The organism is Bradyrhizobium sp. LM2.9 (assembly GCF_054056555.1).
Genome location: NZ_JBSRYJ010000002.1, coordinates 4,810,942 through 4,834,027, shown reverse-complemented (window position 1 = coordinate 4,834,027; position 23,086 = coordinate 4,810,942). Strand labels below are relative to the sequence as shown.

General features: G+C 63.4%; 25 protein-coding genes and 1 pseudogene. 14 read left to right on the top strand and 12 right to left on the bottom strand.

Annotated elements, in window-relative coordinates:
• Nucleotides 1-92 precede the first annotated feature (92 nt).
• Nucleotides 93-464 (top strand): ArsR/SmtB family transcription factor, encoded by a 372-nt coding sequence (locus ACVWW3_RS25185; RefSeq protein WP_247447614.1) that lies wholly within the window; start codon nucleotides 93-95, stop codon nucleotides 462-464.
• A 229-nt stretch (nucleotides 465-693) separates the two neighbouring features.
• Here ACVWW3_RS25185 and ACVWW3_RS25180 read toward each other — a convergent pair whose 3' ends face one another.
• Nucleotides 694-1,395, bottom strand: coding sequence for a class I SAM-dependent methyltransferase (locus tag ACVWW3_RS25180; protein ID WP_247447613.1), 702 nt, complete (start codon nucleotides 1,393-1,395; stop codon nucleotides 694-696).
• A gap of 113 nt (nucleotides 1,396-1,508) precedes the next feature.
• On the opposite strand from ACVWW3_RS25180, the gene ACVWW3_RS25175 reads away from it, so the two are divergent.
• Complete coding sequence (locus ACVWW3_RS25175; protein ID WP_247447612.1) at nucleotides 1,509-2,033, top strand: Dps family protein; 525 nt, start codon at nucleotides 1,509-1,511, stop codon at nucleotides 2,031-2,033.
• 125 nt (nucleotides 2,034-2,158) lie between these two features.
• Here the strand turns inward: ACVWW3_RS25175 and ACVWW3_RS25170 are convergent, their stop codons facing one another.
• Both ACVWW3_RS25170 and carA read right to left on the bottom strand, forming a co-directional pair.
• Nucleotides 2,159-2,680, bottom strand: a complete 522-nt coding sequence (locus ACVWW3_RS25170) for a cupin domain-containing protein (protein ID WP_456648315.1) — start codon at nucleotides 2,678-2,680, stop codon at nucleotides 2,159-2,161.
• A gap of 248 nt (nucleotides 2,681-2,928) precedes the next feature.
• Nucleotides 2,929-4,119 carry a glutamine-hydrolyzing carbamoyl-phosphate synthase small subunit gene (gene carA / locus ACVWW3_RS25165; RefSeq protein ID WP_247447610.1) on the bottom strand — a complete coding sequence of 397 codons (1,191 nt, stop codon included), beginning with the start codon at nucleotides 4,117-4,119 and terminating at the stop codon, nucleotides 2,929-2,931.
• A 146-nt stretch (nucleotides 4,120-4,265) separates the two neighbouring features.
• Here carA and ACVWW3_RS25160 point away from each other — a divergent pair, with 146 nt between their 5' ends.
• From ACVWW3_RS25160 to ACVWW3_RS25145, 4 genes and pseudogenes are all read left to right on the top strand, one after another.
• A complete protein-coding gene (locus ACVWW3_RS25160; RefSeq protein ID WP_456648316.1) occupies nucleotides 4,266-4,994 on the top strand; it encodes an alpha/beta fold hydrolase in 729 nt (242 codons plus the stop codon).
• Nucleotides 4,995-5,027: 33 nt separating this feature from the next.
• Entirely contained in the window at nucleotides 5,028-5,483 is a 456-nt protein-coding gene (locus tag ACVWW3_RS25155) for a GatB/YqeY domain-containing protein (protein WP_247339316.1), read from the top strand.
• 63 nt (nucleotides 5,484-5,546) lie between these two features.
• On the top strand, nucleotides 5,547-6,686 hold the full coding sequence (locus ACVWW3_RS25150; protein ID WP_456648317.1) for an epoxide hydrolase family protein: 1,140 nt from the start codon (nucleotides 5,547-5,549) through the stop codon (nucleotides 6,684-6,686).
• 10 nt (nucleotides 6,687-6,696) lie between these two features.
• A pseudogene (locus ACVWW3_RS25145) lies at nucleotides 6,697-8,309 on the top strand (AMP-binding protein).
• 131 nt (nucleotides 8,310-8,440) lie between these two features.
• On the opposite strand, the gene ACVWW3_RS25140 reads toward ACVWW3_RS25145, so the two are convergent.
• Nucleotides 8,441-9,247 (bottom strand): transglutaminase-like domain-containing protein, encoded by an 807-nt coding sequence (locus ACVWW3_RS25140; RefSeq protein ID WP_456648319.1) that lies wholly within the window; start codon nucleotides 9,245-9,247, stop codon nucleotides 8,441-8,443.
• Between the two features lie 399 nt (nucleotides 9,248-9,646).
• On the opposite strand from ACVWW3_RS25140, the gene ACVWW3_RS25135 reads away from it, so the two are divergent.
• Nucleotides 9,647-9,826 (top strand): hypothetical protein, encoded by a 180-nt coding sequence (locus ACVWW3_RS25135; protein WP_247339425.1) that lies wholly within the window; start codon nucleotides 9,647-9,649, stop codon nucleotides 9,824-9,826.
• A gap of 18 nt (nucleotides 9,827-9,844) precedes the next feature.
• Here the strand turns inward: ACVWW3_RS25135 and ACVWW3_RS25130 are convergent, their stop codons facing one another.
• Genes ACVWW3_RS25130 through ACVWW3_RS25120 form a run of 3 tightly spaced genes read right to left on the bottom strand, consistent with a single transcriptional unit; the run spans nucleotide 9,845 to nucleotide 11,131 of the window.
• Nucleotides 9,845-10,357 carry an SRPBCC family protein gene (locus tag ACVWW3_RS25130; protein WP_456648320.1) on the bottom strand — a complete coding sequence of 171 codons (513 nt, stop codon included), beginning with the start codon at nucleotides 10,355-10,357 and terminating at the stop codon, nucleotides 9,845-9,847.
• Nucleotides 10,354-10,824 carry an SRPBCC family protein gene (locus tag ACVWW3_RS25125; protein WP_456648321.1) on the bottom strand — a complete coding sequence of 157 codons (471 nt, stop codon included), beginning with the start codon at nucleotides 10,822-10,824 and terminating at the stop codon, nucleotides 10,354-10,356. Before ACVWW3_RS25125 ends, ACVWW3_RS25130 begins: the two co-directional genes overlap by 4 nt.
• Nucleotides 10,817-11,131, bottom strand: coding sequence for an ArsR/SmtB family transcription factor (locus tag ACVWW3_RS25120; RefSeq protein WP_247339426.1), 315 nt, complete (start codon nucleotides 11,129-11,131; stop codon nucleotides 10,817-10,819). Before ACVWW3_RS25120 ends, ACVWW3_RS25125 begins: the two co-directional genes overlap by 8 nt.
• A 116-nt stretch (nucleotides 11,132-11,247) precedes the next feature.
• On the opposite strand from ACVWW3_RS25120, the gene ACVWW3_RS25115 reads away from it, so the two are divergent.
• From ACVWW3_RS25115 to ACVWW3_RS25105, 3 genes are read left to right on the top strand one after another with little or no spacing between them, the layout of a single operon-like run.
• Complete coding sequence (locus ACVWW3_RS25115; RefSeq protein ID WP_456648322.1) at nucleotides 11,248-12,693, top strand: LVIVD repeat-containing protein; 1,446 nt, start codon at nucleotides 11,248-11,250, stop codon at nucleotides 12,691-12,693.
• A gap of 2 nt (nucleotides 12,694-12,695) precedes the next feature.
• Nucleotides 12,696-13,244 (top strand): hypothetical protein, encoded by a 549-nt coding sequence (locus tag ACVWW3_RS25110; RefSeq protein ID WP_456672171.1) that lies wholly within the window; start codon nucleotides 12,696-12,698, stop codon nucleotides 13,242-13,244.
• Between the two features lie 34 nt (nucleotides 13,245-13,278).
• A complete protein-coding gene (locus tag ACVWW3_RS25105) occupies nucleotides 13,279-13,896 on the top strand; it encodes a LysE family translocator (protein ID WP_247339329.1) in 618 nt (205 codons plus the stop codon).
• A gap of 81 nt (nucleotides 13,897-13,977) precedes the next feature.
• Here ACVWW3_RS25105 and ACVWW3_RS25100 read toward each other — a convergent pair whose 3' ends face one another.
• Nucleotides 13,978-14,784: an N-formylglutamate amidohydrolase gene (locus ACVWW3_RS25100; protein ID WP_456648324.1), complete on the bottom strand. Its 807-nt coding sequence runs from the start codon at nucleotides 14,782-14,784 to the stop codon at nucleotides 13,978-13,980.
• A gap of 92 nt (nucleotides 14,785-14,876) precedes the next feature.
• Between ACVWW3_RS25100 and ACVWW3_RS25095 the strand changes: the two genes are divergently transcribed.
• Entirely contained in the window at nucleotides 14,877-15,788 is a 912-nt protein-coding gene (locus ACVWW3_RS25095) for a transglutaminase family protein (RefSeq protein WP_456648325.1), read from the top strand.
• A 45-nt stretch (nucleotides 15,789-15,833) separates the two neighbouring features.
• Nucleotides 15,834-16,232, top strand: a complete 399-nt coding sequence (locus ACVWW3_RS25090; RefSeq protein WP_456648326.1) for a gamma-glutamylcyclotransferase family protein — start codon at nucleotides 15,834-15,836, stop codon at nucleotides 16,230-16,232.
• Here ACVWW3_RS25090 and ACVWW3_RS25085 read toward each other — a convergent pair.
• From ACVWW3_RS25085 to ACVWW3_RS25075, 3 genes are all read right to left on the bottom strand, one after another.
• On the bottom strand, nucleotides 16,229-16,792 hold the full coding sequence (locus ACVWW3_RS25085) for a chlorite dismutase family protein (protein WP_456648327.1): 564 nt from the start codon (nucleotides 16,790-16,792) through the stop codon (nucleotides 16,229-16,231). The genes ACVWW3_RS25090 and ACVWW3_RS25085 overlap by 4 nt on opposite strands.
• Before the next feature lie 84 nt (nucleotides 16,793-16,876).
• Nucleotides 16,877-17,098 carry a BrnA antitoxin family protein gene (locus tag ACVWW3_RS25080; RefSeq protein ID WP_456664613.1) on the bottom strand — a complete coding sequence of 74 codons (222 nt, stop codon included), beginning with the start codon at nucleotides 17,096-17,098 and terminating at the stop codon, nucleotides 16,877-16,879.
• Between the two features lie 34 nt (nucleotides 17,099-17,132).
• The gene (locus ACVWW3_RS25075; protein ID WP_456648328.1) at nucleotides 17,133-17,459 is read right to left on the bottom strand and encodes a BrnT family toxin; all 327 of its coding nucleotides are present in this window, start codon (nucleotides 17,457-17,459) and stop codon (nucleotides 17,133-17,135) included.
• A gap of 331 nt (nucleotides 17,460-17,790) precedes the next feature.
• Here ACVWW3_RS25075 and dnaG point away from each other — a divergent pair, with 331 nt between their 5' ends.
• Nucleotides 17,791-19,833, top strand: a complete 2,043-nt coding sequence (gene dnaG / locus ACVWW3_RS25070; protein WP_456672170.1) for a DNA primase — start codon at nucleotides 17,791-17,793, stop codon at nucleotides 19,831-19,833.
• Nucleotides 19,834-20,211: 378 nt separating this feature from the next.
• On the top strand, nucleotides 20,212-22,362 hold the full coding sequence (gene rpoD / locus ACVWW3_RS25065; RefSeq protein WP_247339343.1) for an RNA polymerase sigma factor RpoD: 2,151 nt from the start codon (nucleotides 20,212-20,214) through the stop codon (nucleotides 22,360-22,362).
• A 107-nt stretch (nucleotides 22,363-22,469) separates the two neighbouring features.
• Here rpoD and ACVWW3_RS25060 read toward each other — a convergent pair whose 3' ends face one another.
• A complete protein-coding gene (locus ACVWW3_RS25060; RefSeq protein ID WP_007596614.1) occupies nucleotides 22,470-22,706 on the bottom strand; it encodes a hypothetical protein in 237 nt (78 codons plus the stop codon).
• Nucleotides 22,707-23,086 lie beyond the last annotated feature (380 nt).

Below are 23,086 nucleotides of genomic sequence, written 5' to 3'. Positions count from 1 at the left end.
ATGTTTATTGAACTATCAATTGGACCGGTGCATGAGTCAATTGGTTCAAGAACTATTGAACATCGAGGCCATTTCGCTATGATCGTCAGACCATGAGCCGCACGCCTCCCCACCCCACCCGCGAGCAGATCGAGCTGCCGATGGTTCTGGATTGCCTGAGCGATCCGATCCGGTTGGCGATCGTCTACCAGCTCGCCCAGCAGCAAGGTGTCAGTAGCGAATTGTGCTGTGGCGACTTTAACGCGCTCAGCGGCAAGTCGAATCTCGCCTATCATTTCGCGAAGCTGCGGGAATCCGGTCTGATGCAGACGCGCGTGGCGGGCACCAACCGCTTCATGCGGCTGCGCCACGAGGATCTGGATGCCCGTTTCCCCGGTCTGCTCGATGCGGTGGTGAAATCGGCAGCGAAGGATGCCGACCGGCTTCAGCTGCTGTCGGAGTGCGAAGTGCCTGCTGCGGGTTGAAGCTGAGACGATTGCGCGCCAACGCCGATTTCGCCCTTCGGGCTTCGTCGAGGCAGCCTTCGCTACGAAAGGGCTCGCCTGGCCGAAGCTGGCGAAGGCTGGAGACCCGGCCTGGATTTGAACCAGGATGAAGAGCGATGCACTGCTCTCGCGTAGACGCTTCCGCCACCGGGCCGTGGCGATCATTGCCGATCGGGGTGCGACAAGCCACCCCAGGCAATCGTTATGCTTAACGCACCAAAGGCGGCCGCGCGATGAAGGTCATCCGCCAGCGATTGTGGCCGATATTGCTGTCAGCGCGCTGGACCGCGAAGCCGGCGGTCTTGAGCCTGGCGGTGATCTCGTCCTCGCTATAGCGCTGCAGCCCGATGCGCGTACGCAGATGACGGTAATCTGACAGCGCGGTGCTGATCAGCCCGATCAGCGCATCTTTCAGAAAGCCGTGACGCAGGCCGAAGCTGAGCAGCGCTGTGACGTCCCTGAACATGCCGACGTCGGGCTGGAGGATGTCGCCGAGCACCAGCTTCCCGGAGGGCTTCAAAATACGTCGGAAGTTGAGGAGCGCGGCATCGAGCTCGTCCGGCGTCATGTATTGCGCGACCGAGTTCATCACGGCGAGATCGATCGACTGCTCCTGCATGTTGCGGACCTCGTCGAGCGAGCGGACGCGGATCTTCGTGTTCGGGGCAAACCGCGCGATCAACCGGCCGCGAACGCCGGGCGCGGGCTCGGCGAGGATCAACTTGCCGCAGGCCGCCGCCACTTGGCTCGCGGACAGCGCCTCGCCGCAGGCATAGTCGAGCACGGTCGCCTCGGGCGAGGAGATATAGCCGATGATGTCCCGTGCGATGATCTGGAAGTGCAGGTCGCGATGCAACTTGCTGACATAGATCGTATGCGTCGAGTCGTAATAATCGATCCAATCGTCCATGGTATCTGAGGGCCCCGGCCAAACGGTTCCGCCAAAGGAACCGGCGCTGCCCGCCTGCGTTAGGGGTGCGACGGCGCGCCGTCAATGTCCGCGTCCTAACAGGAAGGTTTCCCGTGAGCAAAGCCCCTACCAAGGTCTCGCCCGACCTCGATACCCCCACCGATCTGTCGCCTCAGGCGGTCAAGAAGGTTTCGGAGGCGCTCAACGTGCTTCTGGCCGATGCGTTCGCGCTGTATCTGAAGACCAAGAACTTCCACTGGCACATCAGCGGCCGGCATTTCCGCGACTATCATTTGCTGCTCGACGAACATTCCGACCAGATCTTCGCCACCACGGACCAACTCGCTGAACGGGTCCGCAAGATCGGCGGCACCACGCTGAAGTCGATCGGCCAGGTCGCGAAACTCCAGACCATCAAGGACAACAACGAGGACTACGTCCCGCCGCGCGAGATGTTGCGTGAATTGATGCAGGACAATAAGCACGTCGCGAGCGCGATGCGAAAAGCGCACGAGGTGTGCGACGAGGCCGGCGACGTCGCCAGCGCCAGCATCCTCGAGAACTTCATCGACGAGACCGAGCGCCGCACCTGGTTCCTGTTCGAAGCCACGCGTCAGGAAGGCGCCAACGAGGCGTAGGGCACGCTGTGGCAGGGTGGGTAAAGGCGCACTCTTCGCGCGCCGTGCCCACCATCTATCTGCAGTTCAAGTCATTTGGTGGACACGCTTGGCTTTGCCCACCCTCTGCGGCGCCGTCGTTGCGACTACCGCCACAACCGCATCAACGCGCCATTCTTGCCCGTCACCGGATCGGCCGGCGGCAGCGCGACGTTTGGAATCGTCTTCAGCGCTTTCGCGTGATTCTCCGGCGTCGCCCGGGTGATCTCCATCTTCGCACCCGTCGGATAGGCGCCGATCACGCAGAAATCCTCGCTCGCCTTGATGCATTGATGCCCGGTGCCGGCAGGGAGAATCGCGACGTCCCCGGCCTTGATCTCCAGCTCCTGACCGTGGTCGCCACCGAAGCGGACCCGCGCGCTCCCGCGCGCAACGCCGAGCACCTCATGCACCGTCGCGTGATAGTGCAGATAGTCGAAGACCCCATTGCGCCACGTCCCGCCCCAGCCGTTCGCTTCGAACAAACTTTCGATCGTCTCTTCCGGCTGTCTGGAATCGAGCTTCACCGCGCCCTGGTAGACCAGGAACGGGAGGATGTTGTTCGGCACGAGCCCGTCGTCCTCGAACACGATGGCGAGCGGCTCGGCATTGTCGCGGACGGCGGGCATGGCGGGGCTCCTGCTGCACGAAGGCGTCGAGACAACATTAAAGCAGGAGAAGGCGTTCCTCGGGAGGTCTCGTGTCCCGGACGCGCTGCAGCGCTCTTGCGTTGCTGCGCAGAGCCGGGACCCAGAGTGCCGCGGGCAGGGGCCCCGGTTCAGCAGCGCATCACGCCGCTAAGAGCGGCGCCTAAGGCGCGTTCACGCGCGTCTCGACGCGCTATGGCACTGCGCCCGGGGCACGGGAGCGGTGGTCCTTACGCGCTCTTGTTCTGCCGCATCAGGTCCGCAAAACGCTGGAACAGATAGTGCGAATCGCGCGGACCCGGTGAGGCCTCGGGGTGGTATTGCACCGAGAACACCGGTTTGCCGTCGAGCTGGATACCGCAATTGGAGCCGTCGAACAGCGAGATGTGAGTCTGGGTCGCGCCCGTCGGCAGGGTGCTCTCGTCCACGGCAAAGCCGTGGTTCATCGAGGTGATCTCGACCTTGCCGGTGGTCTCGTCCTTCACGGGGTGATTGGCGCCGTGATGGCCTTGATGCATCTTCCTCGTCTTGGCGCCGACCGCGAGGCCGAGCATCTGGTGACCGAGACAAATTCCGAACGTCGGCGTGCCCGACTTGATCACGTCCTGGATCACAGGCACGGCATATTTGCCCGTCGCGGCCGGATCGCCCGGACCGTTCGACAGGAACACGCCGTCCGGCTTCATCGCAAGAATATCTTCGGACGAGGTCGTTGCCGGCACCACCGTCACCTTGCAGCCGACGCCGGCGAGCAGGCGCAAAATGTTGCGCTTGATGCCGTAGTCGATGGCGACGACGTTGAACTCAGGCTTGTCCTGCCGGCCAAAGCCCTTCTCCCACAGCCACGGCGTCTCGTCCCAGGTGAAGCGCTGGCCGGAGGTGACCATCGGCACGAGGTCCATGCCCTCGAGGCCCGGCCATTCGCGCGCTTCTTCCTTCAGGCCATGCAGATCGAACTCGCCGTCCCTGGCGTGCGCGATCACGGCGTTGGGCATGCCCTTGCTGCGGATCAGCGCGGTCAGTGCACGGGTGTCGATGCCGGAGAGGCCGATGATGCCGCGCGCCTTCAGCCATTGGTCGAGATGCTTGGTGGCGCGGTAGTTCGAGGGATCGGTGATCGCGGTGCGCAGGATCACGCCGCGCGCGCCGGGCGTCGCGGCCATGTTCACCGTCTCGATGTCGTCGTCGTTGGTGCCGACGTTGCCGATATGCGGAAAGGTGAAGGTGATGAGCTGGCCGGCATAGGAGGGATCGGTGAGGATCTCCTCGTAGCCGGTCATCGCGGTGTTGAAGCAGACCTCGCCGACGGCTTGGCCTTCGGCCCCGAGACCAAAGCCTTCGAGCACCGTGCCGTCGGCAAGCACCAACAGCGCGGTCGGTTTGTGGTCCGGCCAGGCGGTATCGTTTTCGGATTGTGTCATAAGCCCGTTTCATAGTCCCCGCGGGCGCTGCCGTCAAAGCGGAGAAGCGCGGATTCACATGCGTTTTTGCATATTTGACAGCTCCCCTCCGGCCCTTAAGCTCGCTGGCATAATTTCCGGCAAATTCCGGGGCTTGGGAGGCAATAATGGACCAGACGACCCCAATTGTGCTGGTTCCGGGATTGGCGTCCTCGGCCCGGATCTATGCCCCGGTGATCCCCTCGCTCTGGCGGTTCGGCCCGGTGATGGTCGCCAACCATATCCGTGACGACAGCATGGCCGCGATCGCCCGTCGGGTGCTGAGCGAGGCGCCGCCGCGCTTCGCGCTCGCCGGCCATTCGATGGGCGGCTACGTCGCGCTCGAGATCATGCGCCAGGCGCCCGAGCGGGTGGCCAAGCTCGCGCTGATCAACACCCAGGCGCGGCCGGACACGGAGGAGGCAACCACGCGCCGCCGCGGCCTGATGGAGCGGGCCAAGCGCGGCGAGCTGCGTGCGGCTCGCGAGGAGATGTTTCCCGAACTGGTGCATCCCTCGCGCCGCGACGATGCCGGCATTCGTCAGCTCGTGCATGAACAGGGCGAGGATGTCGGCGTCGAAGGCTATCTGCGGCAGCAGACCGCGATCATCGCGCGGGTGGATTCACGGCCGACGCTTGCGACGATCAAATGCCCGACGCTGGTGCTGACGGGCGATGCCGACAACACCATCCCCAACGCGTTCTCGAAAGAGATGGCGGAGGGCATTGCCGGCGCAAAGCTCGTGGTCCTGTCGAATTGCGGACATCTGCCGCAGCCGGAGCAGCCTGAGGCAACGGTGCGAGCGCTGGTCGAATGGCTGGGAACCCCGGTTGTCTCAGGGCTGCGAACGGCCTAGATCAGGCGTCGGACATTCTAGGGGAGCACGATCATGCTGCGCGATGACATCAACAATGCGGTCAAGGAGGCCATGAAGGCCAAGGAAGAGCGCAAGCTGTCCACGCTGCGCATGGTCAACTCGACCATCAAGAACGCCGACATCGAGGCGCGCGGCAACGGCAAGCCGCCGCTGTCGGACGCAGACCTGCTCGGCGTTTTTCAGAAGATGATCAAGCAGCGCCAGGAATCGGTCGAGCTCTACGAGAAGGGCGGCCGTGCCGAACTCGCCGCGCAAGAGCGCGAGGAGATCGCGGTGATCTCGGCCTATCTGCCGAAGCAGATGTCGGACGACGACGTGAAGAAAGCGATCTCGGACGCGATCGCCGAGACCGGCGCGGCCGGCATGAAGGACATGGGCAAGGTGATCGCCGTGTTGAAGACGAAGTACGCCGGCCAGATGGATTTCGGCAAGGCCAGCGGTCTGGTGAAGGCGGCGCTGACGGGCTGAGCCGTCATTCCGGGATCGCGCTTCGCGCGCCTGGAATGACGAAAGAAACTCGGGAGGCAACCGATGACCGGCGCCATAAAACCCTTTCGCATCGCCATCGGCGACGACATCCTCACCGACCTCAAGTCGCGCCTCGCGCGCACGCGCTGGCCGGAGGCGGAGCTGGTCGACGACTGGAGCCAGGGCGCGCCGCTGAAATGGATCCGGGAGATCTGCACCTATTGGGCCAACGACTACGACTGGCGGGCGCGCGAAGCGAAACTCAATCGCTTCGAGCAGTTCACCACCGAGATCGACGGGCTCGACATCCATTTCCTGCATGTGCGCTCGAAGGAGCCGGCGGCGCTGCCGCTGATCATCACCCATGGCTGGCCCGGCTCGATCGTCGAATTCCAGAAGGTGATCGCGCCGCTGGTCGATCCCGCCGCGCACGGCGGCAATCCCGCCGATGCCTTCCATGTTATCTGTCCGTCGCTCCCGGGTTTTGGCTTCTCCGCGAAGCCGAAGGCCACCGGCTGGGGCGTTGATCGCATCGCCGCGACCTGGGCCAAGCTGATGGACCGGCTCGGTTACGCGCGCTATGGCGCGCAAGGCGGCGACTGGGGCTCGGCGGTGACGACCTCGCTCGGCATGCAGGACGGCGAGCATTGCGCCGGCATTCACATCACGCTCGCCTTCAACGCAACGCCGAAGGTCGAGGGCGAGCCGACGGCGGAGGAGAAGCGGGCGCTCGCCGGCCTCAAGCATTACGTCGATCTCGACTCCGGCTATTCGAAGCAGCAATCGACGCGGCCGCAGACGCTTGGCTACGGTCTGACGGATTCGCCGAGCGGGCAGGCGGCCTGGATTCTGGAAAAGTTCTGGGCCTGGACCGATTGCAACGGACATCCCGAGAACATCTTCACTAGGGACGAGCTGCTCGACAACGTCATGCTCTATTGGGCGACGGAGACGGCGAGCTCATCGGCGCGGCTCTATTGGGAAAGTTTTGGCAAGCGCCGCACCACACCGGTCGTCAAGGTGCCGACCGGCGTCGCCGTCTTCCCCAGGGAGATCATCACGCCGGTGCGGCGCTGGATGGAGCCGAACTTCCACAACATCACGCACTGGAGCGAGATGGAGAAGGGCGGGCATTTCGCTGCGTTCGAGCAGCCGGAGCTGTACGTCGGCGAGGTCCGCAAGTTCTTCGCGACCGTGAGGTAGGATCAAGACCATGCTCACCGAAGCCGCAACCTACGACGAGCTCTATCGCAACTTCCGCTGGGACGTCCCGGCGCGCTTCAACATGGCGGAGGCCTGCTGCGATCGCCATGCCGACGGCACCGGCCGCCTCGCGCTGGTCTATGCCGACGAGAACGGCGCCATCACGCGCACCTCCTTCGACGAGGTCGCGGAGATGTCGCGTCGCTTCGCCAATGTGCTGAAGGCGGATGGTCTTGCTCGCGGCGACCGCGTCGCGGTGTTCCTGTCGCAATCGCTGGAGCTGCCGATCGCGCACATGGCGGCATTCCGTTCGGCGATGATCTCGATCCCGCTGTTCGCACTGTTCGGCGAGGACGCGCTGGAGTTCCGGCTGTCGAATTGCACAGGCCAAGGCGATCGTCACGGACGAGGGCGGCTGGGAGAAGCTTTCGAAGATTCGCGACCGCCTGCCGGACCTGACGAACGTCTATGTCGTCGGCGAGCGCGCAGCCGCGGGCACGAAATCGTTCTGGGATTCGATCAAGGCCACATCGCCCGACTTCGCGCTGATGGACACGTCTGCGGATGATCCCGCGCTGATCATCTACACCTCGGGCACGACAGGCAATCCGAAGGGCGCGCTGCATGCGCATCGCGTCGTGCTCGGCCATCTCCCCAATGTCGAGATGTGCCACAACTTCCTGCCGCGCCCCGGCGATCTCATGTGGACGCCGGCGGACTGGGCCTGGATCGGTGGACTCGTCAACGGCCTGTTCGCGTTCTGGTATCACGGCATTCCCCTGGTCGGTCACCGCGCGCGAAAATTCGAGCCGCAGGCGGCGATGCAGATGATGGCCGACCTCGGTGTCCGCAACGTCTTCCTGCCGCCGACTGCGCTAAAACTGATGCGGCAGGCCGGCGTGACGCATTCCGGTGTCAAGCTGCGCAGCATCTTCACCGGTGGTGAATCCCTCGGCGGCGAGCTGCTCGGCTGGGTGCGCGAGACTTTTGGCATCGACGCGCATGAGGTGTTTGGCCAGACAGAATGCAATCTCGTGATCGGCAGCAACGCGAATCTGTTTCCGATCCGCCCCGGTTCGATGGGCAAGGCGACGCCGGGTTTCGATGTTCGCATCGTCAACGACACAGGCGAGGAGCAGCCGAGGGGGCAGCGCGGCATCATCGGGGTGCGCCAGCCGTGCCCGTGCACGATGATCGAGTACTGGCGCAATCCGGACGCGACGGCGAAGAAATATGCCGGCGAGTTCCTGCTCACCGGCGATCTCGGCATCCAGGATGAGGACGGTTACTTCTGGTACGTCAGCCGCGAGGACGACGTCATCACGACCGCCGGCTATCGTGTCGGCCCGTCCGAGATCGAGCACACGCTGATGAAGCACCGAGGCGGTGGCGATGGCAGCGGTGGTCGGCATTCCCGATCCGATCCGCACCGAATCGATCAAGGCCTGGATCGTGCTGCGCCCGGGCTTTGCCGCCGGCGATGCGCTCGCGCGCGAGATCCAGGAGTTCGTCAAGGTGCAGCTCGCCGCCCACGAATATCCGCGCTTCGTGGAGTTCGCGGAGACACTGCCGATGACGGCGACCGGAAAGGTGCTGCGGCGCGAACTGCGGGCGCTCGGGTAGAGCACGTCGTCGCAACGGCAGCGAGCTATTCGCCCGTTGCTAGGCGGCGAGCGCCGGATGAGGTCGGTTCGAGTTAATCTCGGCCAATGATGCAAATTCATCGGCGCTGAGGGCGGCGCTGCTGCCGGTCATCAGGCAACCTCGTCGGTCCATACCTTGAAATTGAGCAGGGTGTTCGGACCGAATGTCTGGGTGATCGGGACGTCCGCGGCGTCGCGTCCCTGTGCGATCAGCACGCGGCCGATCCGCGGCGTATTGTTGCGCGGATCGAACATGTGCCAGCTTCCACCGAGATAAGCCTCGAACCAGCCGGCGAAATCTCCCACGGCCCAGGGCTTCGGCGTGCCGATGTCGCTGAGATAGCCGGTGCAGTAGCGCGCCGGGATGTTCATGCAGCGGCAGAACGTGATGGCAAGATGCGCATAGTCGCGGCACACACCCTTGCCTTCGTCGTAGGCTTCCCGCGCCGACTTGGTTGGGCGCGCGTGTTCATAGCCGAAAGCGATGTGACGGTGAACGAAATCGCAGATCGCCTGGACCCGCGCCCAGCCAGGCGGCGTGTGCTCGAACAATTTCCATGCGATATCCGACAGGCGATCGGTCTCGCAGTAGCGACTGCCGAGCAGATAGACCAGCGTGTCGGCCGGCAGCGCTTCGACGGCGTGCTGAGACGCGTTCGGAAACACCGGGTCGGGCAGGCCGCTGTCACTCACGACGCCGTCGCCGGCAAGGCGAAAGGCGCCGGCCGGCGCCACGATGCGGCTGCACCAATTGCCGAAGAGGTCACGATAGGGACTGATCGCCACCGAGGGTCTGGTGGTCAGCAGGTCGGGCACGATGACATCGGAGGCGCGCGTGAAGTGCGTGCCCAACACCATGAGCATAGGCGTGGGCTGCGGGAATTCGTACAGCATCTCAAACCCGACGCGGAGCTTCATACGTTTTTCCCTTGGCTAAGCTCCCAACATGGCTACGGAGCGGTCGCACACAAGGCTTTCGACGGCTTATTGGATCGAAAGCGGCATTTGGCGCCCCAAAAGCGCGGCGCGGGCGAGAAAGCGATAGCTAATTGCAGCGATTGCGCGCACGGTGCGGGAATGTCGGAAAGGCCTGTCTTCTCTGCGCATACGCAGCGCCACGACTATTCGCGCGCGACGTGAAGCGCCTCACTCCCTCGCACCGGTAAAGTCAACTCGTCGCCGACGTCATAACAGCGGTCGTTGCGCATACTGCCCATTCCAGCGGGTGAGCTGGATGCGGCAGGCTCATGCCGCGGACGCCCGAAGGTTCCACCGCGATTCGATCATGAGATCGAACGCCAACCGAAAGCACCCCTGATGCAAACGTTCTCCCCACGGCACGTCAAGACAGAAGAAGCGCTTCGGCTCGGCGTAGAGTCGGGCTGGTACGCGATCAAGGTCAGCGGGACCTTTGTCTCGGGACCGCACGACTCGGAAGCGGATTGCAATCGCAAGATCGACGAGATCAATCCGCCGGCGGTGAAGAAGAAGCGATGAGGGCCCAGGGCCCGCCCGCTACGGTGTCTTGATCCCCATCGCCTTCAACGCTTCCAGCATCTGCACCGGCGGCGCCGTCTTGATCTGCGGCGCCTTGCCCGTTTCCAGCAGGCTCTTCAGCCCCGACAGGATTGCGGGCCAGCCGGTGCGGCCGCCGGAGAGGATGTCGTCGCTGAGCGGACGGTCGTGGCCTTCGCTCATGGTGAGGCGAACGGCTTCGCCGACCGGTTCGATCTCGTAGGTGACCAGGGTCGGTCCGAGCTTTTCGATCAGCTCGGGCCAATTGACGTTGAAGGTGACCGAGAGCTTTCGCGGCGGATCGTATGCGAGCACCTCGCCGCTGATGTGCAGGGCGCCATCGGGCGTGCGAACGATGAACGCGCCGCCAAGTCGCGGCTCGACCTCCACGGCGTTGCCGAAGAAGTACTGCTTGCTGAACTCGGCCGAAGTCAGTGCTTCCCACACCTTTTCCGGCGTCGAGGCAATGTAGATGGTGTAGACGGTGAGCGGCTTGAATTGGTCAAGGTTCATTTTGCATCGAATCCCTTGTTGAGGGCTGCGCGCGGAATGGCGAGCACTTTGCCTCTTTCCAGCAGGCTCTTGAGCCCGGACAGGATCGCCGGCCAGCCATTGGAGACGGCCCCGAGATACTTCCCGCCTTCGATGAATCCGTCATGCAGCACGGTCAAACGGACGAGCGAGCCGAACGGCTCGAGCGTGAACACGACGCGGGATATCGGCTCACCGCGCAGCTCCTCGTATTTCTGGTGCTTGAAGCTGTAGGACAGTCGCCGCGGCGGATCAGCCTCGAGGATCTCGCCGGAATCGGTGGTCTCGCCCTCCAGCAGGAGCGCGAAGGGGGAACCGACCTTCCAGTCCGACTGGACCTCGGCGCCGAACCAGTATTGCCTCGTGAATTCGCTCGACGTCAGCGCCTCCCACAGTGTCTCCGGAGTGGTCTCGATGTAGGTGACATAGACGAATTGCGGCTTACTCATCGCGCTTCTCCAACTGGCGTTTCAACTCGCTCAGCGCGGCGAGCTTGCCGCGCTCGAATTTTTTGATCCAGCGTTCGCCGATCTGATGGATCGGCACCGGATTGAGATAGTGCAGCTTCTCGCGGCCATGCCTGATGGTCGTGACCAGATTGGCCTCTTCCAGAATCACAAGGTGCTTGGTCACGGCCTGGCGCGTCATCGCGAGATCTTCGCAGAGCTCGTTCAGCGTCTGGCCGTTCCTGGCGTGAAGCCTGTCGAGCAGCGACCGTCGTGACGCATCGGCGAGCGCTTTGAAGACGTCATCCATGGCGGGGATAATAGGCAACCAAATAGTTGCATGTCAAGATGGTGTCTTTGGGGCGCGCAAATGGCTGTGCTAGAAATAAATCTCAGCCAACGTAGATTGGTTCCGGGAGGACTTCGATGTTCCGTTGCGTCTTGACTGCCGCAGGCCTCGTTCTTTTCGCCTGCAGCACCGCGGTACATGCACAGAAGCAGACCATCGGCGCGCCGCCCGAAGCTTCCAACATGAAGCTGGTCGGTGCGAGCGACCTCCAGGCGCGTAGCGCCTATCAGCCGACCATCCATCACCAGGGCGACCGCTGGATCACCTATATCGGCCATCACGGCGGCACCGACGATGTGCCCGCTCCCGTCAATCCGATGACCGGGCAGGCCGAACCGAACGGCACCTCGATCGTCGACGTCACTGATCCCGCGCGCCCGAAATATTTGCGGCACCTGCCGGGACAGGAGGGCAAGTATGAATCCGGCGGCGCGCAAATGGTGCGCATCTGCGACGGCAAGTCGTTGCCGAAGGGCGATCCCAACGCCGTCTACATGCTGCGCACCTTCGGCAGCCAGGCGCATGAGATCTGGAACGTCGCCGATCCCGCAAGCCCGGTGCTCGTCACGCGCATCGACGGCCTGAAGGACACGCACAAGAGCTGGTGGGAGTGCGACACCGGCATTGCCTTCCTCGTCTCGGGCGCGCCGGACTGGCGCACGCGGCGCATGACGCAGGTCTATGATCTCAGCGATCCCGCGCATCCGCAGAAGATCAGGGATTTTGGCTTGCCCGGTCAGGAGCCCGGTTCGACCGGCGCGGTGCCCACCGAATTGCACGGGCCGATTTCGACGGGGCCGCAGGGCAATCGCGTCTATTTCGGCTACGGCACCAACAAGGGCGGCATCCTGCAGATCGTCGATCGCGACAAGCTTTTGAACGGGCCGAAGGAGCCGACGCCGGACAATCTGCGCTTTCCCGAGATTTCGCGCATGCCGATGTCGGCCTTCAACGGCGCGCATACCACGTTTCCGATGCTCGACATGCCGGTCGCGGAATTTGCCGAGGACAAGGACGGCAAGACCCGCGACATCGTCATGATCGTGGACGAGGCGATTTTGAATGAATGCGGCGAGGCGCGGCAGATGGTGTGGTTCGCCGACGTCACCACCGAGACGCGGCCGATGATGATCTCGAGCTACACCGTGCCGGAGGCGAGCGGACAGTTCTGCCGGCGCGGCGGGCGCTTCGGCTCGCATTCGGCGAACGAAAGCATGGCGCCGGTCTATTACAAGAAGATGGCCTTCATCGCCTTCTTCAACGCCGGGGTGCGCGCGCTCGACATCCGCGATCCCTATCATCCAAAGGAAGTCGGTTACTTCATTCCGTCGATCACGAGCGCGACCGACAAACGCTGCATTCCGATCGAGGGCGGCGAACGCTGCAAGGTCGCGATCCAGACCAACAATGTCGAGACCGACGATCGTGGCTACGTCTACATCGTCGATCGTGCCAATACCGGCCTGCACATTCTCGAACTGACCGGACCGGCGCGCGCGGCTGCCGGTCTGCCGAAGACCTGACGATGCGGCGCGGGGCGGCGATCGCAGCTGTGGTGTTTGCGCTGGGCGCGTCCGGCGTCGGGGCCTATCAGCTCGCGCCGGCACCGGCGGAACAGACAGCGCGCTGGCGCGAGATCGCCTGGCCGTTCCCGCGCGACGGCTGGTCCGCCGGCCGCGCGTTTCGTTGCGATGGCGCCTGCGCCGGCGCTGAGCTGTACCTGCGCGCGAAACGCGGCTTCTGCAATTGCGACCGCGGTGTCGCTGACGACGATGAGGTGGATCGTGTCGCCGATATCGATCTGATCAGTCCGCGCTTTGCGGCCGTCGCGCCGGGTGAGGAAGTGGGCATCGGAGCGATGCACGGCCGTGTCAGGCGCTATGATCTGGACATGCCCGACGGCGCTCGTCTTGCCGCGATCGGCATCGCCGTCTCGCGGCGCTGCGATCTTTTCGTTGCAGGGACGTGGGGAAGCAGGCGTGATGCAGCGCGCGGCACTCGCGTTCCTCGAAACCCAGGAGATCAAGACGTGGGTGATGGCGGCGCTGGACGGAAAGTGAGTGCCATGCATTAATGCCGCAAACTGCCCTCAGCGAGTCCTCCCCACGATGTCTATGCAAGCCTATTTCGCCTTCGTCGCCGCCTGCATTGCGCTGGCGCTGCTGCCGGGTCCCATCGTCACCCTCGTCATCGCCAATGGCCTGCGCCACGGCACGCGTGCGGCGCTGACCAATGTCGCCGGCGCGCAAGTAGGCCTCGCCATCGTCATCGGCATCGTCGCGGTCGGCCTGACCTCGCTGATGGCGACCATGGGCTACTGGTTCGACTGGGTTCGCTTTGCCGGTGCCGCCTATCTGATCTGGCTCGGTGTCAAGCTGATCTGGGCGCCGGTCGAGGGCGTCAATGTCGACCAGCCGCCGGCGCCGCCGCGCGGCGGGTTCTTCCTGCAAGGTTTCCTGGTGCTGTTGTCGAACCCAAAGGTGCTGATCTTCTTCGGCGCCTTCATTCCTCAGTTCATGGACATGAACCGCGACCACTTCCCGCAGGTCGCGCTGTTGGGGGCGACTTTCATGGTCACCGCTGCGATGACGGATGCGCTCTACGCCATCGCGGCCGGGCGCGCCCGGAAATTCTTCTCGGCCCGCCGCACGCGGCTGATGTCGCGCGTCTCCGGCGGCTTCATGATCGGCGGCGGCATCTGGCTGGCGCTGACCAGGGCGAAATAGCTCCATCGGGCCGGTTGGCCCTGAACCCTTTGCGGCGGCGATACGCATCTCGATCGGCGAGGATATCGTTGCGACGCGGGGCTAATCGACCAGCCGCTCCGCCCTCAGCTCCACCTCGATCTCCGCAAAAATCCTTGCCAGCCGCTCGGCCCATTGTTGCTGGCCGGATTGGTCGGCAATGAGGTCTTGGCGGATCTCGATGCCGGTGTTGACGAGGCCGCGGGCCTCGCCGTGAACAGGGATGGTGTAGTCGGTGAGGTCGCTCACTGCATAGGGCTCGTTGTCGCCGACGACGAGATCGCCCTGGCTGCGCAGGTGCCTGAGCAGCAGATGCGGCAGCACGGTGTCGCGATTATACAGCGCGCCGATGTGCCAGGGACGGGCGACGCCGGCATAGACCGGCGTGAAGCTGTGCAGCGACACCAGCACCGTCGGCCGCTTGTCGTGCAGGCGGCGGTCGATCGCGGCATCGATACGGTGATGATAGGGCTCAAAAATCTCGCGGTGCCTCGCGGCGCGCTCGCCCTCGGAGATGCCTTCGTTGCGCGGAATCGCGGTCGCTTCGGAAATGACGGGGATCGAGCTGACGGCGGCTGGCGGGCGGTTGCAATCGATCACCAGCCGCGAATAGCGCTGTGCGATCAGATGTGCGTCGAGCATTTTTGCCAGCCGATCGGCGACGCCGGCGATGCCGATGTCCCAGGCGATGTGCCGCGTCAGCTCGGCCTCAGTGACGCCGAGGTCGCCGAGCGCGCGCGGCACAATCCGTCCGTAGTGATCCGAAGTGAGCAAAAACGGCGATGTCGCTTGCGCATTCACCTCATGCACTGGCGGAATGTCACCCCCGCCGAGGAGTTGATCGGTCGCGTTGATTGTGTCTAAAGCCATCCAGATTGCCTATGGAAAAAGCAGTCACCCCGAAAAATCGGACGGGAATCGCTATAGATTGGTCCGCCTGACATCACCATGATTGCCTGACGATGCCGCTGCTGACGATTCATCACAAGACCGAATATCGCTACAAGCGCTCGGTGGCGTTCGGCGAGCACAGGATCATGCTGCGTCCGCGCGACGGGCACGATCTGCGCGTGCTCGATTCTCAGCTCGAGATTTCGCCGGAGCCGATGTCGCTGCGCTGGATCCACGACGTGTTCGGCAATTCGGTCGCGATCGCCGATTTCGACGAGCGCACGGATTGCCTGACCTTCGATTGGTCCGTCACCGTCGAACACAATCCGGTGGAGGAGTTCGCGCTGACGGCGGACGATGCGGCCTACTTCTACCCGTTCGTCTATGACGACGAGGAATATCCCGATCTGGTCCAGTACACGACGCCGCACTATGCCGATCCCGATGGTGAGCTCTCGGAATGGGCGCGCGGTTTTCTCGACGAGGACGCGCCGACGCCGACCTTCAAGATCCTGAGCGGCATGACGCACGCCATCCGCAAGCAGTTCAAGTACCGCAAGCGCCACGAGCCCGGCACCCAGCATCCGCTCGACACCTTGCAGTCCGGCACCGGCACCTGTCGCGATTATGCGCTGTTCATGATCGAGGCGCTGCGCCGGCTCGGCATCGCCGCGCGCTTCGTTTCCGGCTACATCTTCGTGCCTGAAAACATCGCGCAACGTCATGTCGGCGGCGGCTCGACGCATGCTTGGGTGCAGGTCTATCTGCCGACCGCGGGCTGGATGGAGTTCGATCCGACCAACGGCATCGTCGGCACCCGCGACCTCATCCGCGTTGCGGTCGCCCGCGACCCGCGCCAGGCGATCCCGCTGCACGGCACCTATATTGGCTCGCAGGATGCCTTCGACGTCATGGAAGTGAACATCAGGGTGGTGTCGGACGAGCAGCGCAGCGGCCGGAAGCTGAAGGCGGAAGTTTCGTAGATCTGCTGCGATTTGCATGCCGCTGATTGACGGTTATAGAAGGCCATGACCTCCGATCGTCTTTTCGTTTACGGCACGCTGATGCGCGGCTTCGACCATCCGATGGCGCGGCTGCTTGCGGGCCACGCGGATTTCCTGAGTGAAGCGACCTGCCGCGGCCGGCTCATCCTGGTGAAGCATTATCCTGGGCTGTTGCTGTCGGATGCGGCCTCGGACATTGTGCACGGCGAGCTCTTTCGCCTTCACGTGCCCGACGAGCTGTTGAGCGAGCTCGACATGTACGAGGCCTGCGGCGAGGGCTTTCCTGAGCCTACCGAATATCTGCGCAAGCTGGTCGAGGTGACAGGCGCGGACGGCGCGACTGCACCGGCCTGGACCTACATCTACAACTGGCCGGTCACCGATCTGCCGCGCATCGAGACCGGTCGTTTTCTTCAACACTAAGCCGACAGCACTTCCTTCACCGCGCGCACGTCCACCTCGCGCTCGACATAAGTCCACTCCTCGGTTCGCCTGAGCATCGCCACCAGCTCCTCGAACAGCGAGGCGTGCGCGGGCGCGAATTCGAACCAGGTCAGGAAATCGAAGGGCTCCCCGAGGTCGCGGCTATGATAGAGCTGTCGCGCAATCGCAGGCAGGAAGCGCAGGCTGCTCGCGATGTGGTGCGATTTGTCTTCGAATATCCTGCGGCGCTCTTCCTGGGTCAGCTCCCACCACGCCTGCGACTTGCGGATCGGGATCAGCGCCGCGCTGGTTGCTTCCAGCCGGCCAAGGCCCGCCTGCACGGACGTGAGCTGCTGCTTTTCGGCACGCTCGGTGTAGCGCAGCGTGCTCGCGACGCCGACCAGCCGCCAGGCATTGCGCGAGGGTACCAGCGGCAATGAGATGGCCTCGCTGTCGGTGACCGACAGCGCCGGCATGAAGGCGAGGGGCTCGCCCCTCACGGGCGAAATCGAGGTGATGCGCCAACCCCCGCTCTGGCCGCCTCGGAAGGTCCTGAACATGGCCCATGGAAGCGTGGAACCGGGTCGGGTTCAAGTGGCTCGTCATTATCTCTACGGGATTTATCTCTACGGGATTTGCCCGGATCAGGCCCGCTTCTTCGGCTTCGACTTCTGTTCCATGTAGGAGCGCAGCACCGCATTCATGCGCCGCTGATAGCCCTCGCCATCGCGCTTGAAGAAGTCGAGCACATCCTCGTCGACGCGGATGGAGATGGCCTTTTTTTTCGGCGGTATCACCAGCACGGCATCCGACCAATCGATGTCAATCGGCGCTGCGTCGGGATCATTGGCGACGGCCTTGGCGATGTCCTCGTCGGTCAGTGCGTCGACGCGGGCCCAGTCAGTCTTGCCTTTCCTTGGGTAGTCCCTTGAAACGGTTATAATATTTCTTTCGTTCGTCTTCGCGCGCGCGCCGGACCGAGATGAACCGGCAGACCGCCCCGCGGATCGCGCAGACTGCCGTGACTTCCCGCCCGGCGACGTAACCGAAGATTTGGTACCTGACTTCGTCATTGCGATCCGACCGGCGGATGAAGGTGTAGCCGTCGAGAATTCCGCGCGCGTCCTCGAAGTCGATTCCGTGAATCCGCAGGTTGGACGCGCGCTTCTTCGGATCCCATCCAAAGTCGCGAACGCCTGCGAACAGCAGCTGCAAGTCTTCCGTCATGGCAAATCATCCAAATGACACCGCATCTTGCCGCGCATGAGGTTTGCTATGACGTCTGAAGCCGTAGCCGCGACTTCATCGTTTTCTGTATATACAAACGTAATCGTCGGATGTCAACGATTTCGGATTCCATGGAAAAAGTCAAGAGCTGTTTGCTCGTCGAGAACAGTCCAGGGGTTCCGGGGGCATTCCTTTGCGTGAGAGATTTTCTGCCCTGTGCATAGGTCGAATAACCTGCATAACCCGGAGAAACCTGACTTCTAGCCCTGTCGCACCTATATCCCTGATCCTTCACCCTGACTCATGCTGATTCGCGCTAGACCCAGAGCCCATGCGCTTCACGCCCCAATTCCTCGACGAGCTGCGTGCCCGGCTTTCGGTCTCCGAAGTCGTGGGCAAGCGCGTCAAGCTGAAGAAGGCGGGGCGGGAGTGGAAGGGGCTGTCGCCGTTCCAGCAGGAGAAGTCGCCGTCGTTTTTCGTCAACGACCAGAAGGGTTTTTACCACGACTTCTCCTCCGGCAAGCACGGCGACATCATCAGCTTCGTGATGGAGACCGACGGCCTGCCGTTTGCCGAGGCCGTGGAGCGGCTCGCCAACATGGCGGGCCTGCCGCTGCCGGCGGTGACGCCCGATGCTGCCAGGCACGAGCAGCGGCGGAAGTCGCTGCATGACGTGATGGATCTCGCGGCAAAGTTCTATGCCGAGACGCTGGCCTCACGTGTCGGCGCCAAGGGGCGCGGCTATCTCGCCGACCGTGCGATCTCGCCCGCGACGCAATTGCAGTTTCGGCTGGGCTATGCGTCACCCGATCGCTTTGCGCTGAAGGAGCATCTCGGCAAGCTCGGCGTCTCCGTCGACGACATGGTCGAGGCCGGCATGCTGGTGGCCGGCGACGACATCCCGGTGCCCTATGACCGCTTCCGCGATCGCGTGATGTTTCCGATCACGGATCTGCGCGGCCGCGTCATCGCCTTCGGCGGGCGCGCGCTGGAGAAGGACATTCCGGCCAAATATCTGAACTCGCCGGAGACGCCGCTCTTCCACAAGGGCGACAATCTCTACAACCACCAGACGGCGCGCAAAGCCACCCATGACGGCAGCGCCCTGGTCGTGGTCGAAGGCTATGTCGACGTCATCGCCATGGTTACTGCGGGCTTTGCCGGCAGCGTGGCGCCGCTCGGCACCGCGCTCACGGAAAACCAGCTCGCGCTGCTCTGGAAGATGGCGGACGAGCCGATCCTCTGCTTCGACGGCGACCGCGCCGGCCAGAAGGCGGCTTATCGTGCGGCGGATCTTGCCTTGCCATTCCTCGCACCGGGCAAGAGCCTGCGGTTCGCGCTGCTGCCGGAAGGGCAGGACCCCGACGATCTCGTGCGCTCCGGCGGCCGCGGCGCGATCGAGGAGGTGATCGCGGCGGCGCGTCCGCTCGCCGAGATGATCTGGTCGCGCGAGCTCGAAGGCGGCAATTTCGCAACGCCCGAGCGCCGCGCCGCGCTGGAAGCGCGCATCAAGGAGCTCTCCAACGGCATCCGCGACGAGGTGGTGCGGCGCTATTATCGGCAGGATCTTGCCGAGCGGCTCCAGCGCGCCTTCGCCCCCGACGGCGGACGCGGCGGCTTTGGCGGCCGTGGCAATTTCCGCCCCGGCCCCGGCGGTCGCCAGTTCCAGCCCCGCGGTGGCGGAAGCGCGAATCGATTCGGCGGCCAGGGATTTGGTGGCCAAGGATTTGGCGGCCAAGGATTTGGTGGAGGCCGCCGAGGCCCGCCCGGTCCCATCCAGCTGCCCTCCGGGCCCTACCAGGCGGCGAGCGCCCAGCTGGCGGCAAGCCCGATCATGCGCAGCCAGCGCAGCGCCATCTCGCGCCGGGAAGCCCTGATCCTGCAGAGCCTGATCAACCACCCCTGGCTGCTGCACGACCATCTCGAAGAGGTCGCGGCCCTGGAATTCGCCCATCCCGAGGCCCATAAGCTCAGGGCCGGCATCATCGCCGCCTTTGCCAACGACCATCACCACTCGCCGGACCCCGGCGAGCAGGCCGAAAAGATGCGCGGCGACCTCGAGAAGGGCGGGTTTTCGCAGGTTATTCAAAAGGTTGATGGCAGCATCACGACCGCGGCGGTGTGGGGCGCCCGCGAGGGCGCCGCACGGGACGACGTTCTCTCCACCTGGCATCAGCTGGTTGCCTTGCATCGGCAGTGGCATTCACTACTTAGAGAGCTGAAAGACGCCGAGCTGGCCTTGGGGGAGGATTCCAGCGAGGCCAGTATGGCGTGGCTGCGTGACGTCAAGGCTCGGATAGGCGAAGTCGACGGCACCGAAGCCCTGATCGAGGGTTTTGGCGAGCTGTCGGGCCGGTTCCAGAAGAGCGTGTGATGAAAGAATCATGCGGACGGCTGCGGCCGGGACCGCTAAAAGACTCGCCAAATCTGAGGTTTGGCGGCAAAAACAGGGTTAATCGAGGCTTAACGGTCTTGTAGCACTTTGGCCACCAGGCGGCCGCAGGCAGAACAGACGCGTCAGGAATGAATCCGCGCAATTGCTGTTGGCACTACACCTGCATCCGCTGCGACAAAGAGGCTCTACGAAGCGTTAGGCAAATCCGGCGAGAGATAAGGTCGGGGGTGGCGACAAGAGGTTCGCGCCGCCCTTTCCGTGTCGAGATCTGACGAAGCGAGAGCAGCGAGCAACAGGTTCAAGTGATTTCACGCGGGCGCGGCGAACGTCTGTGTGAAACGCGTTTAGGAGCAATGGATGGCCACCAAGGCAAAGACGCTGCAGGCGAAGGACAAGGAAAAAGACGACAAGGCAGCGGACGCGCCGGAGAAGGACTCCCAGGACGCGCCCTCGCCGTTGCTCGATCTGTCCGACGCGGCCGTGAAGAAGATGATCAAGCAGGCCAAGAAGCGCGGCTTCGTGACCTTCGATCAGCTCAACGAAGTTTTGCCGTCCGACCAGACCTCGCCCGAGCAGATCGAGGACATCATGTCGATGCTCTCGGACATGGGCATCAATGTCACCGAAGCCGACGATAGTGAAGGCGAGGAGGACAAGGACGAGGGCGGCGAGGACGAGACCGACAACGAGCTCGTCGAAGTCACCCAGAAGGCCGTCACCGAGGTCAAGAAGAGCGAGCCGGGCGAGCGCACCGACGATCCCGTGCGCATGTATCTGCGCGAGATGGGCACCGTCGAGCTGCTCTCGCGCGAAGGCGAAATCGCGATTGCGAAGCGCATCGAGGCTGGCCGCGAGGCGATGATCGCAGGCCTCTGCGAAAGCCCGCTGACCTTCCAGGCCATCATCATCTGGCGCGACGAGCTCAACGAAGGAAAGATTTTCCTTCGTGACATCATCGATCTCGAAGCGACCTATGCCGGGCCCGAAGCCAAGGCCGGCATGAACACTGCGATGATCGCCGGTCCCAGCGGCGAGACCGGTGAAGCTTCGGCCGAAGGCGGCCAGGTCACTGGCGCCGCGCCCGCGCATGTCGCCCCGCCCGCCGCACCGCCGTCGCCGACCCCGTTCCGCGCCGCGCCTGCGCCCGGCAATGCCGGCGAAGCCGCGAAGGATCCTGCGGAGTCCGCCGCCGAAGCCGATATGGACGAGGACGACGAGTTCGAGAACCAGATGTCGCTTGCGGCGATCGAGGCCGAGCTCAAGCCGAAGGTCGTCGAGATCTTCGACAAGATCGCCGATAGCTACAAGAAGCTGCGCAAGCTTCAGGAACAGGACATCCAGAACCAGCTCGAGAGCACCTCGCACGGGCCCTCGCTGTCACCGCACCAGGAGCGCAAATACCGCAAGCTCAAAGACGAGATCATCGTCGAGGTGAAGTCGCTGCGCCTGAACCAGGCGCGTATCGACAGTCTGGTCGAGCAGCTCTACGACATCAACAAGCGCCTCGTCTCGCATGAGGGTCGCCTGATGCGCCTTGCCGACAGCCACGGCGTCGGGCGCGAAGACTTCCTGCGCAACTACACCGGCTCGGAGCTCGATCCGCGCTGGCTCAATCGTGTCTCGAAGCTGTCGGCCAAGGGCTGGAAGAATTTCGTCCATCACGAGAAGGACCGGATCAAGGACCTCCGCCACGAGGTGCATCAGCTCGCGGCGCTGACCGGCCTCGAGATCATCGAGTTCCGCAAGATCGTGCACTCGGTGCAGAAGGGCGAGCGCGAAGCACGCCAGGCCAAGAAGGAGATGGTGGAAGCCAACCTCCGTCTCGTGATCTCGATCGCCAAGAAGTACACCAACCGCGGCCTGCAGTTCCTCGACCTGATTCAGGAAGGCAACATCGGCCTGATGAAGGCCGTCGACAAGTTCGAGTACCGCCGCGGCTACAAGTTCTCGACCTACGCGACGTGGTGGATCCGGCAGGCGATCACCCGCTCGATCGCCGACCAGGCGCGCACCATCCGCATTCCCGTGCACATGATCGAGACGATCAACAAGATCGTGCGCACCTCGCGCCAGATGCTCAACGAGATCGGCCGCGAGCCGACCCCGGAAGAGCTGGCCGAGAAGCTCGGCATGCCCTTGGAGAAGGTCCGCAAGGTCCTCAAGATCGCCAAGGAGCCGCTCTCGCTCGAAACCCCCGTCGGTGACGAAGAGGATTCACACCTCGGCGATTTCATCGAGGACAAGAACGCGATCCTCCCGATCGATGCCGCGATCCAGTCGAACCTGCGCGAGACCACCACGCGCGTGCTCGCCTCGCTCACCCCGCGCGAAGAACGCGTGCTGCGCATGCGCTTCGGCATCGGCATGAACACCGACCACACGCTGGAAGAAGTCGGCCAGCAGTTCTCGGTGACCCGCGAACGTATTCGTCAGATCGAAGCGAAGGCGCTGCGCAAGCTGAAGCATCCGAGCAGGTCAAGGAAGCTGCGGAGCTTTTTGGATAACTAGTTCAGGCGTGCCTGGACTCGATCCGGGCATCCATCCAAACGAAAACGGCGGGCTGAGGCCCGCCATTTTTGTTTGTGCCGATGCTCTAGGTGTCGCGCGAGCGGAGCCTATTTCTTCTTCGCCCCGACCCGCTCGAGGTTCTTGATCTCAAGCGCCGGGCGGCCGGATTTTTCGGCGATCTCGCGGTCCTGCTCCATGATGAAGGCGCGTGCAGGCTCGTCGCCGTCGAGGCCGCCCAGCAATTCGGCGGGCACGCGCCGGTTGGAGCGTTGAGAGCCGTCTTCATAGAAGACGTTGAAAAAGGCGAATTCGCCTTTGGGATTGGTTCCAGGTTTTTTGGCCATGGCGGCTTGTCGTCGATCAGGGCGCCGCAGTCAAATGGTGAATTGCCCGTATTCACGCGGAGCGGGGTGCCGCGCGCGAATGAAATCGTTTTGCCGGCGGGGCGCCGGGCGCCCTCTTGCCGTCTGCCGAGACCCTTCCTCAATAAACGGCGGGCCGCGAAGCCCGCCGTTTATTTTTGGTCTTCAGCGTCGCCCGGGGCTGGCGGGGCGACAACCTAGAATAGAAGATTATAGGCTGCGCCATGCCATGGCAAGGCAAATCAGGGCGGCGTCGATGTCGCAGCCGGCGGATCAGACATGCGTCGGATTTCGACGTTCATGAGTTCCCAAACGAACTGCTTCGATGAGCAAATGTTTGTTCATCTATCGCGCTGCTGCAA

Bases quoted from the DNA above. Each gene is read 5' to 3' on its own strand.
- ACVWW3_RS25095 (WP_456648325.1), top strand. From the start codon at position 14,877: ATGCCGCTGCTGACGATTCATCACAAGACCGAATATCGCTACAAGCGC.
- ACVWW3_RS25115 (WP_456648322.1), top strand. From the start codon at position 11,248: ATGTTCCGTTGCGTCTTGACTGCCGCAGGCCTCGTTCTTTTCGCCTGC.
- ACVWW3_RS25170 (WP_456648315.1), bottom strand. From the start codon at position 2,680: ATGCCCGCCGTCCGCGACAATGCCGAGCCGCTCGCCATCGTGTTCGAG.
- ACVWW3_RS25100 (WP_456648324.1), bottom strand. From the start codon at position 14,784: ATGGCTTTAGACACAATCAACGCGACCGATCAACTCCTCGGCGGGGGT.
- ACVWW3_RS25135 (WP_247339425.1), top strand. From the start codon at position 9,647: ATGCAAACGTTCTCCCCACGGCACGTCAAGACAGAAGAAGCGCTTCGG.
- ACVWW3_RS25180 (WP_247447613.1), bottom strand. From the start codon at position 1,395: ATGGACGATTGGATCGATTATTACGACTCGACGCATACGATCTATGTC.
- ACVWW3_RS25090 (WP_456648326.1), top strand. From the start codon at position 15,834: ATGACCTCCGATCGTCTTTTCGTTTACGGCACGCTGATGCGCGGCTTC.
- ACVWW3_RS25150 (WP_456648317.1), top strand. From the start codon at position 5,547: ATGACCGGCGCCATAAAACCCTTTCGCATCGCCATCGGCGACGACATC.
- rpoD (WP_247339343.1), top strand. From the start codon at position 20,212: ATGGCCACCAAGGCAAAGACGCTGCAGGCGAAGGACAAGGAAAAAGAC.
- dnaG (WP_456672170.1), top strand. From the start codon at position 17,791: ATGCGCTTCACGCCCCAATTCCTCGACGAGCTGCGTGCCCGGCTTTCG.
- ACVWW3_RS25110 (WP_456672171.1), top strand. From the start codon at position 12,696: ATGCGGCGCGGGGCGGCGATCGCAGCTGTGGTGTTTGCGCTGGGCGCG.
- ACVWW3_RS25120 (WP_247339426.1), bottom strand. From the start codon at position 11,131: ATGGATGACGTCTTCAAAGCGCTCGCCGATGCGTCACGACGGTCGCTG.
- ACVWW3_RS25160 (WP_456648316.1), top strand. From the start codon at position 4,266: ATGGACCAGACGACCCCAATTGTGCTGGTTCCGGGATTGGCGTCCTCG.
- ACVWW3_RS25085 (WP_456648327.1), bottom strand. From the start codon at position 16,792: ATGTTCAGGACCTTCCGAGGCGGCCAGAGCGGGGGTTGGCGCATCACC.
- ACVWW3_RS25060 (WP_007596614.1), bottom strand. From the start codon at position 22,706: ATGGCCAAAAAACCTGGAACCAATCCCAAAGGCGAATTCGCCTTTTTC.
- ACVWW3_RS25105 (WP_247339329.1), top strand. From the start codon at position 13,279: ATGTCTATGCAAGCCTATTTCGCCTTCGTCGCCGCCTGCATTGCGCTG.
- ACVWW3_RS25125 (WP_456648321.1), bottom strand. From the start codon at position 10,824: ATGAGTAAGCCGCAATTCGTCTATGTCACCTACATCGAGACCACTCCG.
- carA (WP_247447610.1), bottom strand. From the start codon at position 4,119: ATGACACAATCCGAAAACGATACCGCCTGGCCGGACCACAAACCGACC.
- ACVWW3_RS25075 (WP_456648328.1), bottom strand. From the start codon at position 17,459: ATGACGGAAGACTTGCAGCTGCTGTTCGCAGGCGTTCGCGACTTTGGA.
- ACVWW3_RS25140 (WP_456648319.1), bottom strand. From the start codon at position 9,247: ATGAAGCTCCGCGTCGGGTTTGAGATGCTGTACGAATTCCCGCAGCCC.
- ACVWW3_RS25185 (WP_247447614.1), top strand. From the start codon at position 93: ATGAGCCGCACGCCTCCCCACCCCACCCGCGAGCAGATCGAGCTGCCG.
- ACVWW3_RS25155 (WP_247339316.1), top strand. From the start codon at position 5,028: ATGCTGCGCGATGACATCAACAATGCGGTCAAGGAGGCCATGAAGGCC.
- ACVWW3_RS25130 (WP_456648320.1), bottom strand. From the start codon at position 10,357: ATGAACCTTGACCAATTCAAGCCGCTCACCGTCTACACCATCTACATT.